Consider the following 11,911-nt stretch of genomic DNA (forward strand, 5'->3'; position numbering starts at 1 on the left):
AAATATTTAATAAAATGATCAAGTTTTTGTTTTCCTGATAGTTTATTGTATCGTGTTTGTCGGATTAGCCCACCATGTATTGTCTTTCGTTCTTGGCATAGACGGTAGCCTCTTTTCTCTTTATAGTTCGTTGATTATATTATTGTATAGTTATGAATACCAGTTCTTCTCATTCAACTTCTACAGTAATATCCTGCTTAATTACCTCAGCATATTCATTACAGATTATTTCACATTTAACAGTAAACTGCCCCGCCCGTGTTGGTAAAACACACACGCCATAAATGCAATCAGTATCTTTATGCCTTACTTCATTTTTGTCAAACAGAATCTCACCCGGCAAAATGGACACCACCTCATTCATATCCGCAGGATCCATCAAATCAGCTATATCTTCTACTGTAATGAGTTCATCTAATGAGATAAATTTATTGTCATTTTCTTTAACACTTGCAATATTCTTTGGATTTTCAAATCTTTTTCTCCAATTTCTATAAGCATCTTTTTCAAAGTGAATTGCCTCTTCATCACGATATTCAAGGAGTTCCCTTTCCGACAGGACCATCAAGTCATTTGGAAATGATAGTTTAACTCGTACTCCAGTGGCACGAGCATCTCCATCATTATGAACCCGAAAATATACAACAAAGCTATTCTCATAGACATAACGCAACAGCCTCACTTCATCCTTGCTTTCATGAACCCATCGTCCTGCCCAGTCCTTATAATCGAGACCATTTTTTACATCTGTTGTAATAATCGGTACAACTGTAAAATGTATTCCATTTGATGTCAGCCTTGTTCCTTCGTCATATATTTTTCCGTCTTCGTCACGCCCCGGTTGGATATCGACCCACAAATTGGGTTTTCTAAAGTTTTCCTTTTTCAAATCTGCATTTAGTGCTTCAAGTGTATGTACACGCTCCGTCAATCGCAATATCTCCGCATGGCTCTTATCAATATCAAAATCTGTAGTTCTAACCCAGCCAGGTCTTCTACCTCTTGTAACAGATTTGGATATTGATTGCGAAATCAACGACTCTAAATTATCTTTGTTTTTCCAGAATTTCACATAGCGACCTGAATTCTTAACTTTTTCCTTGAAAACATCCAACTTTTCTTTCTTTAACGGATCACTTTCATACTTGTCCGGTGCCATACTCACACTTTTTTCAATAATAAAGGCTAAAACTGGAATGCCTTGTGATACAGCATAATCAAACTCTTTTTCTGTATAACTCCCCCCTGTCGTTTCCTCAATTGAGCCATATCTATTTCCAATTATCAAAATATAGTAATCAGAAGAATCAATAGCTTCTTTAATTATTTGCCATTGATCATCATCTGCTGCACTAAACATCTCCATCCCAATTGGAAACTGATTCATTGTTAAAATCGCGTGAATTGCAACATCACGTTCTTCCTTTAAATCCTCATATGTCGATGAAACAAAAAATTGGTATTTCTTTTCCAAAAGTATTAACCTCCGCTCTTTTTCGCATTTCTACGAATTATGCCTACAAGTGCAATCACAGTCTACTGACCATTAAGACGAGGTATAAAGCTTTAAAAAGACTATATTTCCTATACATTATAGCCCAAACACAATAGGCTGTTTCTTTTTTTGCAATCCCTACATCTTTTAGGTAGTACCCATTCACGATTTTTAGGTACACCTGTCGACTTGACGAAATAACAGCCTCTTGTCCGTAGTCAACACAACTCCTTCTAATTTCATCATTTTCATTCAGACATTCACTTCACAATCCTCTTATATTCACCAATTACTTTTACTTCCGTATTCCCAGCGCGTACTTCGTCATTCTAACGCTGTCTTCTTTTCCCCTTGCAAGCTGCTCATCATCCAAAATATTACGGATTTCAATTGGTGCACACACAATTTCGTTTCTATCAACCTTGGTCGGCGCATTCATTCCAAACCGATTCATCTCATCATTCCATAGACCCTTGCACCCGTAGATTGAAACGCAAACATACATCGGAACCGCACGATTCAGCTTCTTATACATTTCAGCAGTATCATCAAGCAGTTTTTGTAATTCCTCCCAAAATTCAAGTGTATTCAACCAGCGTTCTATTTTTAAATGTGAATCATTTTTATTTGTTTCAAACACATACAGATTCATTCTCAATTCAACTGTACCATTGTTGAATATCTGAAGATGCTCATCATCATATTCTTCGTATTTATAATTTGGAAAATATACGCCGTCCACATTGGGAACTGGTCGATCTTGTACGATTCCATTAAATAGACTTTCAAATATCAGTTTCCGGTTTCTGGCAAGATCATACATTGAAAGAGCATCGCTTTGATTTTTGAAAGTAGCCGGAATCAAATGCACAAGAGCAAATGGGTGCGCTGTTTCTCCCTTATAATCATTTAATCGCGATTTTCTAAAAGATTTAATATCCTCTGCCAACATTGCTGCATTTAAAAAAGCACTTTGCATTTCTGTATAACTCATCGCCTGTTTTTTATTCCCATGCCTTATATAGAAGTGGAAATCTCCTTCCGGTTCTTCCGTAATGTACGGCTTATATAATCCACGTTGGATATGCAGAATTACTACATATTTTTCGTCATTCAGCCTTACAAAGGTAAATTCCACTTCCGGCATCACAGGTCGTATAGCCTGCAATTCGTTTCTTCGATCCAGTTCAAAACGATCTGGATTAGATAGCGCAATCCCTACCAATGCCCCTGCCATACCAGCATCTTCTCCGATACCATAGAAGATATATCCACCGTCTGCGTTTGCAAAAGAACACACATCGCTTCTAAATTCGGCTTGTTTTTCCTTCTTTTTGTTTTTATCTTCACATTTAAACGGTGCAAAATCAACCTTATAGTCAATAAAATTGTTTTCCCGATACGCATCATTATGAAGGAGTACTTTCAGGTCTTCTTCTGTCCAGTCTTGAAAATTTTTATTATTTATTTTCATGGATAATTCTCCGTTAAATCAACTCATATGTTATTGCCTACAATCTATAAAGAAACATTTTTAACTTCCTCATTTTGTAATCTTTATATACTTTTGTCCAAAACACTCCCGCCTTTATAGCCCTCAGAATATCGTTTTTACGCTCTTTCGCTTCTTACATCCAGCTACTATATCAAACATTGCATGCAGTCACTACGTAAGGGCACGAAAAGTTTCAAATATTAAAGCCGTGAGAGTTTTCCCACGGCTCAAATATAATCCTTTAAAAATTAGTTTTCAAGGGCGCAAGTGAAATATACATCAACCTATATATTGTATCAAGGTTGCGTTCAGTCAGCGTAGCCCTTGTTCTTGATGACCTCCACGACCTGAGAGACATACTTCTGGCAGGTATCATGGTCAGGGGCTTCCACCATCACGCGAACGACAGGCTCGGTGCCAGACTCACGCACCAGAATGCGGCCGGTATCGCCCAAAGCCTCGGCCACTGCCTTGACGGCCTCCTGCACTGCCGGGTCGTTCTGCGCAGCCTTTTTATCGGTGACGCGGACATTCTCCAGAACCTGCGGATAGATCTTCAGCGGCTCAGCCAGCTTGCTCATGGGCAGTTTTTTTGCCAGCATGACCTCCATCATCTTCAGGCTGGTCAGGATGCCATCGCCGGTGCTTGCGTACTTGCTGAAGATAATATGACCGCTCTGCTCACCGCCAATACGGCAGCCGTTTTTCGCCATGTACTCATAGACGTACTTATCGCCCACAGCAGTTTTAGCGTAGCCGATCCCCTGCTCATCAAAAGCCTTGTACAGACCAAAGTTGGACATAACCGTGGTGACCACGGTATTGGTCAGGAGTTTTCCACGCTCCTTCATGTAGCAACCATAGATGTACAGGATATGGTCACCAGTGATGACATTGCCCTTCTCGTCCACGCACAGGCAGCGGTCAGCGTCGCCATCGAAGGCAAAGCCGACATCCAGACCGTTCTCTACCACGAACTTCTGCAGACCCTCAATATGAGTAGAGCCAGCATTGTTGTTGATGTTCAGACCATTCGGCTTGTTGTTGATGACGTAGGTATCCGCACCCAGAGCATCAAAAACAGACTTAGCGATATTCCAGCTTGCACCGTTGGCGCAGTCCAGACCAACCTTCACGCCCTTGAAGGAGTAGATGCCCAGGCTGATCAGGTAGCCCATGTAGCGGTTACGGCCTGCCACATAGTCCACGGTGCAGCCGATATGCTCACGGTGAGCGAAGGGCAGCTCCGGCCAGTCCTTGTCGAACACATGGAGTTTTCCGTCGATGTAATCCTCGACTAACAGTAAGATTTCCTCCGGCATCTTTTCGCCGTAGCAGTCGATCAGCTTGATGCCGTTATCGTAGTATGGATTGTGGCTGGCAGAGATCATGATACCGCAGTCAAAGTCATCCACGCGGGCGATATAAGCCACGGAAGGGGTGGTCGTGACGTGCAGCAGGTAGGCGTCTGCGCCGGAAGCAGTCAGGCCTGCGACCAAACTGTACTCGAACATATAGGAGCTGCGACGGGTATCCTTGCCAATGACGATGCGGGCGGGCTCGTTGTTGCCGTTGCGCTCACGCAGTGCGTTGTAGTACCAGCCCAGAAAACGGCCAACCTTGTAGGCATGGTCGGCGGTCAGATCAATACCAGCTTCACCACGGAAGCCATCGGTCCCAAAATACTTTCCCATTATAGTTTTTTCCTCATCCAAAGAGTGAATTAATGAGTATATGCTTTAGCCGAGAAAAGTTCTCGTTGCCTGCTGCTCACCACGAAGAGGTAGCACACTTAAGCAGCACAGCCATGCTGACGCATGGCCGCAATCTTAGAGTTTTTCTGCCAAAATATCCGCAATTCGCTCACAAGCATGTCCATCGCCATACGGATTGCTTGCCTTGCTCATTGCCTCGTACTCATCCTTATCAGACAGCAGACGGCTGAACTCTTTATAAATCGTTTCTTCTTCCGTGCCAACCAACTTCAGCGTACCCGCTGCAATACCTTCCGGACGCTCCGTGGTATCACGCATAACCAGAACCGGTTTACCCAAAGAAGGAGCCTCCTCCTGAATTCCACCCGAATCCGTCAGAATCAGATAGCTACGGCTCAGGAAGTTGTGGAAATCCAGAACATCCAGCGGTTCAATAATGTGAATGCGATCGTCATTTCCCAGATACTCATTTGCGGTTTCGCGCACAGCAGGATTCATGTGAATGGGATAGATTGCCTTAACATCAGGATGCTCATCCATCACACGGCGGATTGCCTTAAACATGTGACACATCGGCTCACCGAGATTCTCACGGCGATGTGCAGTAATCATGATCAAACGGCTGTCCTTTGCCCATTCCAGTTCAGGGTGCGTATAGTTTTCCCGCACAGTGGTCTTCAAAGCATCAATAGCCGTGTTTCCGGTAACATAGATGCTGGCAGGATCTTTGCCCTCTTTCAGCAGATTCTGCTTAGAAAGCTCTGTGGGAGCAAAGTTGAATTTACTGATAATGGAAACCGCCTGACGGTTGAACTCTTCCGGATACGGGCTGTAGATATTGTAGGTTCGCAGACCAGCTTCTACATGGCCTACAGGAATCTGCATATAGAAGCAAGCTAATGCAGTCACGAAGGTCGTGGAGGTATCGCCGTGTACCAATACTACATCAGGTTTTTCCTTTTCCAGAACAGCCTTGATGCTATTCAGAATATTGGTAGTTACATCAAACAGAGTCTGCTTATCCTTCATAATGGACAGATCATAATCTGGGGTAACATCAAATGCCTCAAGAACCATATCCAGCATCTGACGATGCTGTCCGGTCACGCAAACAACAGTTTCCAGTTCTTTGCGTTTCTTCAGTTCATTGACAAGCGGACACATTTTAATTGCTTCCGGTCTTGTACCAAAGACCAACATTACTTTTTTCATATCTTCTCTTCTTCCTTGGTTTTTAATTTTTTTATTTTAAGTATTAGCATCAACGTCAAACCTGCTTCACCGATAGCAGCTGCACTGGAAACACCATAGACACCAAAGGCGAAGCCTAATGTAACATTCAGAAGCACCGTGACAACTGCACTCAAAGAGAATGCCTGGCTATACTCTTTTTGATGTCCACTTGCCACAAGAAATTGAATTCCCAGAAAGTTGTTTGTAATTGACAATATCATCCAAATGACCAAAGGGATAATTATATTAGAATACTCTGTGTAAGCTGCACCAAAGGCAATAGAAATCAAAAAGTCACGCAGCAAAATAATCAGAAATCCACCTATTGCAAAAAGACCTACGATACATATTGCTGCCTGCTTAACCGTTTGACATCCCTTTTGGAACGATTCCGAGAATTTCACACTGATATGTGGATAAAGTGCTTGGCTAACCGGACTGAAAAACAAAATCATAATATAGGGAATCTTATATATTGCAGAATAAATGCCCACAATGCTTGAAACAGCAACCGTCCCAAGAACAGTGACTCCTACACTACTAAAAATTTTAGACATTGCCTGAGAAATAAACAAATACCAACCATCTTTTATTTCATCAATAGCTTCCTTAAATTTGCAAAGCCTTACCTTCAATCCATACTTTTTTCTTGACAATGCCAAACCTAAAACAGCAGAAAAAATAAATGTTACCGAATAGCAAAAGCAATACAAATATAAATGAGCTTCTGTTTTAACAACCAAGAAAACCAGAATCACTGAAATCAAGCGAGACACTGCATTGATTATGGTAATCAGCTTCATGTCCTGTTTTCCTTGAAAAAGCCAGGTCAACTGGAATGCAACGCCAATAATCACAAGAAACAGAATATTCATACTTACAAACTGTTGCACACCAACATGTGTTACATAAGCAAGAACATTCATTCCCAAATAGGAAACTGCCAGCAATAAAAGTCTTGCGCTTATTATTCTACTATATAAGTTTTGTAAATTATTATCTCCTTCGATAGATACCTTTCTTGCTCCCGTAAAACCAAAACCATATTCTACAATAACCTGAAAATAAGTCACCCAGTTCAGAGATAATGAAAAAACACCATAGTTGGATGTGCCCAAAACTCTTGTAATGTACGGAAGTGTCAGCAATGGTACAACCGTGTTAAAAATCTGAAGAATGAACAACCACATTCCATTTTGGAAGAGTTTGGTGCCCAACATTTTTTTAATTTTATCCATTTATCTTCTTCCCAATACTTTCTTCACACACATTTTCGCCGCATGAATAATTGGCCGTTTCAGTTTTTCCTTTCTAAACACAGAATCACACGCTTTGTCGAATCCTTTCTCCGGATACAATTCCACAAAGCGATTACGGTATGCGGATGGAGTGGATGGATTAGCAAGCTGATTTTCAAACTTCAGTGCTTCTTCAATGGGCCTTGAATCAATAGAAAGATATTTTTCATTCCCTAGCTGTGCAAGAAACTTCTGTCCCTTCTCTGAATTACAAAGCACACAAGAAACGCCTTGATATTTCATTTCTGCAAGATTTCCGTCAACAGAAGCCGCTCTACCGAGTCCGGTAAAGTCTCCAATGGTTAAATCGCCACATCTGTTAGGTCCCGCATACATACAACTATAACAATTGGGTCTGTAAATTGTTGCGTTGTGATATCCAATCTGGAAATTATCATTACTTTCTACATATTTATGATAGTTCTTTCCATTATAATCCACACTAAATACGAATTTGGATGTCATGAAACGTTCATCTCTGAATGATAGTCTGTCAATTTCAGCTCCACCATTGCATATGGTTTTAACATGCTCCTTAATGTAACTATCAGAAGGCACACCATGACAAATGATATCGATTGTAAACAGGTTCTCCGTGTTGACTCTTTTTATTTCTGCGTATTTTTTTACTGCCGCTACCTGGCAAGGCAAACCAATAAAGACAAGCGGCTTTCCATTTTTTAAGATATCAGCGATATCTTCACTAATATTTCCCATAAAAGAAAATGTATACTTAGAATTCACAAATTGATGAATATCTTCTTCTGAAAATCCCAGTTTATACTTGGCCGTCAATTCTTTGTTATCAAAATACACACCCGCAAATGGGATATCGTTTTTCAGGCACCATCTATAAACTGCTTGCGCAACACCGCCAGAAGCGCTAGATTTCCGAATTGCCTTGTTTGTAGCATAACAGGAGTAACACCGCTTTGGTGTAATCTTTTCTATTTGATTAATTGCGGGACACGCTTTTTGGCATAAGCCACACTCTACACATTTACTGCTGTCGATCACCGGATAAATATTGTTCAACGCATCTCGTGTAAACGTAACAGCTTTTTTCTTGCATGCCAATCTACAATTTCCGCAACCAGTACAGACATCTTTACTTGCTAGTTCCATTCTCTTTCTCCTCACCGCAACTTGCTTTCTCTAATATCACTTCTTGTTTTATTCGAACAGTTTTAGCCTTTTTTTATTGATTATCGGTAACTCGTCTTTTATCTTCGAAACATAATAAATCACACAGCAAATCAAAAGAATAAAAGCCTGATCCCTTCCTTCGACCTGAGCATGTAACATCAGCGTAGTCAGAAAACCGCTTAGAACATTAGTGATAAGTATAGGGCACTCCCTCGACATTCTACTTGTTCTTATAAGAATAAAAATAAAAAAAGCAAGTAGAACTATACCTCCGGCCAACAAGAGTGTCAAATAAGTGTTATGTGGGTTTCCAGTATTAAACAATCCAGTAGTTGTTCTTTCTTTGACCATAAAATTAAAACTGTCATCATCCAGATATCCATAACCAAACCAAGGTCGCTCTAATATCCACTTAAACGAAATTGACCAAAGCGTCGTTCTATAAGTTAATGTGGCGTTTCTACCCAATGCTTCAAAAATATTTACATAAAAATTGGATATTGACTGCATAATTACTACGGTAAAAAAGATAAATGCATTAAATATTATTGAAAATGTCGGAGTAAGAAACTTAATATCTTTTACTTCTAATATAAGCAAAAATGCAACAATAATTACAGCCATAAGCTTTGCAGTTGCAATATCACGTAAAAAAGCAAACAGAATTAGATTAAATATTGCAAATACTGGAATTTTATATTTTTTCCTATGATAAAAATTATATAGTACGCCAAACATTATGGATAAAATATATAGTCTAATTGTAGCATTATCTCCACCTAGCAAAAAAACTGAAGCCGCTCCCATCGCATCAACATACATGGAATTTGGAAATATAATTGCAGAAATAGTATTTAATACAGTACAAGCCAAACTAATTTTATATGCCCACTTAAAAAATTTTCCCCCATCGGATGTAACTCCAATCTTTACTGTACTCCACATGAGCAATATTCTAATTACTTCCTTTAAACAATGTGTATATGAAGTCTTATTTATTATATTTATTGCTGTCATTAATACACAAAAAGCAATAATCAACTTATCATATCCACCAATTTTATATTCATTTCCTTGCAGTAGATATATTGCTATAAACAACTGAAGTAGCGAAAGTCCCAAATAGAACACTGCAAAAAGTCTGTCAACATACAATAGGCACTCGAACTTATAAATCCAAAATATACCCAATATATAGCATAATGTGGTCAATCGAATTTTGCCCTTCATTTTTTCGCCTCCCTTTATATCAGAAACAGTCATCCAAGCATAAGAATATGTTGCTTATATGTTTTCTTTAATAATCCGTTTCATCAATGCTTCGTTATCTGTTCCCTGATAAAAATCATAGGCGTTTTTAGCATACAAATCATAGTTTTCTTCAATATCACGAATTGCACGCATCAAAGCATCTTTTTTCATGGGTACACAAACGCCAGCCTTGGCAGCCCCGATTGTATTAACCAGACCAGGAACTTCATTTCCGATTGCAGGAATGCGCAGACCGGAGTATTCATAAATCTTATTGGGCGCACAAAATGCACGGTTCAGACTATTCCGATCGTCATAAAAAACAAAACCAATGGCAGCATAGCTAGTCACTTCCAGATGATATGGTGCAGGAATGTTCTTAATAAAAATACTCTTATCGTATTCTTTTTTAATATCTACAAAAATATTTTCCGGATCCAGACCCATCAATACAAAGTAATAGCCAGTACCGGAATCGCGAATTGCCCTTGCCATCTCCAACATATAATCCCGGCTTTTCAAGATTCCCTGATAGATAATAAATTTCTTATCCTGAACCAGTTCAATTGCTTTCTTGGTTGCTTCAATAGATGGAGTCTTGCGTCTTGCGTCTTGAAAATCGTATGGTTTATTGGGCATAACATAAGGCAACTTCTTCAGACCATACCAGTTTCTCATAATAAAAGCTCTCGTTGTCTCGCAACAAACAATGAACTTTGCATCTCCTGTGAGCATACTAAAAAGCCTATTCTTAGTCTTATTGTCATCCAAGAGTTCCAAGGATGTCAGCGCGTAATTATATTCCTTCAACTTGCCCACCATCGGCATGGCAGTCTCTGCGGTTCCAAACCAAAACAGCGTTTGTGAAGCATCCTTTACAGTTTTCATTTTCTTTTTCACTGCAGAAGCAAACTGATACCAGTTATTGAGTCTATCCAGTTTTCCGGGCAGTTTTCCACGCTGTTCGTGAAGATCAACACAAGGAATATTTTCTGCATCAAAAATTGCCAGCAGCTGCTTAGCGCAAGAGCCATACCATACTTCAACATCCACACCGTTCTTCTTCAACATACGAATTTGTGCAATGCAAGGGGGATAAATATGTAACTCAGATTTCACTATATAGATAACTTTTTTCATTTCACTACCCTCTCATTATCGATTGCACTTTGAAGAAATGCCTTTGATGCATCTGCAGCCGATCGAATTTTGGGGTCTACTTCTGTGTAATCAATCTCTTCTTTTGGAATAACTGGTGCATCACCATAAAAAATTCTACTCTCAAGGCCAATCAAGGTCAGATAATCCCGAATTCTGGAATCAGTGCTTTGCCTGTTATTGATCACGGAATACATGGGCTTGTTAAATATTGTAGAGAAAACCGTACCATGATATCCATCTGTCATGACAGCCGAAGCATGATACATATAATTCAAAAATTCTACCGGACTTGCATCATTGATAAAATTGCCACGGAAGGATTCTTTTTCCAAATGCATCCAAATATACTTAATTTTCAGTCCGCGCTCTTTTGCAATCTGCTCTGCAATTGCCATGTTCCGCTTGATAGGTTTCTTATCAATGAGATAGCAAAGCAGGTATTTTTCCTTAGCAAGTGGACTGCTCTTATCCACAAATGTTTCCCAATCTTCTCTTGTCAGTAAAAGGACAGGATCAACTGTGTCCACAACACTGTGCCCGCAAATTGCTTCTACTTTTTCTTTCGCGCCCTTTTCTCTCAAACCAACATACGGAAAATCCTTTGCATATTTAGAATATCCACGAATATCCTCCAAAGATGACTCTCCGATACTTACTGAATAGCCAATCTTTATCGCCTTCGTCTCAAATGGGAAAAAGAACATCTCGTCAAAATCAAAGATATGCGGATTCCACACCTGATCGCTGCCGGTGATAATGGCCCGATACTGTTCCCGGTCCACCAATGCTTTTAGCTGCTCCACATTTACAACTTTTTCTGTATGCGGAATATAATTTTCTACAAAATCTGCAAACCCTTTTTCTTTCCTGAGCCTCTGCTTTACAAATGGCAGCAATACAACATTCACAATGACATTCTTGATTCCGTCTTTTTTATGAAAAACAGAATTGTTTTTCTCCTGAACTCTGGAAATTGCATTCAGTACCGTTGCCTCGCAACCCACTTTCTCCAAATATTTTCTGAGGGCATAGCACTGTAGAACTGCTCCATAGTTTCTGGCGAAATGATATGTAATGATTCCAACTTTTTCTTTACTCATATATGACCCTCTATCTC

9 protein-coding genes are annotated in these 11,911 nt (G+C 39.8%); all 9 read right to left on the minus strand.

Features of this window, described 5'->3' with window-relative positions; genetic code table 11:
• Nucleotides 1-169 precede the first annotated feature (169 nt).
• Nucleotides 170-1,474, minus strand: coding sequence for a DUF4062 domain-containing protein (locus tag C7J97_RS03925; protein ID WP_170126626.1), 1,305 nt, complete (start codon nt 1,472-1,474; stop codon nt 170-172).
• A gap of 316 nt (nt 1,475-1,790) precedes the next feature.
• The gene (locus C7J97_RS03930) at nt 1,791-2,969 is read right to left on the minus strand and encodes an ATP-binding protein (protein WP_113992085.1); all 1,179 of its coding nucleotides are present in this window, start codon (nt 2,967-2,969) and stop codon (nt 1,791-1,793) included.
• Between the two features lie 329 nt (nt 2,970-3,298).
• Nucleotides 3,299-4,684 (minus strand): phosphoglucosamine mutase, encoded by a 1,386-nt coding sequence (gene glmM, locus C7J97_RS03935; protein ID WP_113992086.1) that lies wholly within the window; start codon nt 4,682-4,684, stop codon nt 3,299-3,301.
• A 135-nt stretch (nt 4,685-4,819) separates the two neighbouring features.
• A complete protein-coding gene (gene wecB, locus C7J97_RS03940) occupies nt 4,820-5,917 on the minus strand; it encodes a non-hydrolyzing UDP-N-acetylglucosamine 2-epimerase (protein ID WP_113992087.1) in 1,098 nt (365 codons plus the stop codon).
• Nucleotides 5,914-7,176, minus strand: a complete 1,263-nt coding sequence (locus C7J97_RS03945; RefSeq protein WP_113992088.1) for a flippase — start codon at nt 7,174-7,176, stop codon at nt 5,914-5,916. The genes wecB and C7J97_RS03945 overlap by 4 nt, the downstream gene beginning before the upstream one ends.
• The gene (locus C7J97_RS03950; RefSeq protein ID WP_113992089.1) at nt 7,177-8,361 is read right to left on the minus strand and encodes a Coenzyme F420 hydrogenase/dehydrogenase, beta subunit C-terminal domain; all 1,185 of its coding nucleotides are present in this window, start codon (nt 8,359-8,361) and stop codon (nt 7,177-7,179) included.
• 48 nt (nt 8,362-8,409) lie between these two features.
• Nucleotides 8,410-9,645 carry an O-antigen ligase family protein gene (locus tag C7J97_RS03955; protein ID WP_113992090.1) on the minus strand — a complete coding sequence of 412 codons (1,236 nt, stop codon included), beginning with the start codon at nt 9,643-9,645 and terminating at the stop codon, nt 8,410-8,412.
• A gap of 21 nt (nt 9,646-9,666) precedes the next feature.
• The gene (locus C7J97_RS03960; RefSeq protein WP_113992091.1) at nt 9,667-10,773 is read right to left on the minus strand and encodes a glycosyltransferase family protein; all 1,107 of its coding nucleotides are present in this window, start codon (nt 10,771-10,773) and stop codon (nt 9,667-9,669) included.
• Entirely contained in the window at nt 10,770-11,894 is a 1,125-nt protein-coding gene (locus C7J97_RS03965) for a polysaccharide pyruvyl transferase family protein (protein WP_113992092.1), read from the minus strand. The genes C7J97_RS03960 and C7J97_RS03965 overlap by 4 nt, the downstream gene beginning before the upstream one ends.
• Nucleotides 11,895-11,911: the final 17 nt, after the last annotated feature.

It is taken from the genome of Faecalibacterium prausnitzii, from assembly GCF_003324185.1.
Taxonomy (GTDB): Bacteria; Bacillota; Clostridia; order Oscillospirales; family Ruminococcaceae; genus Faecalibacterium; species Faecalibacterium prausnitzii.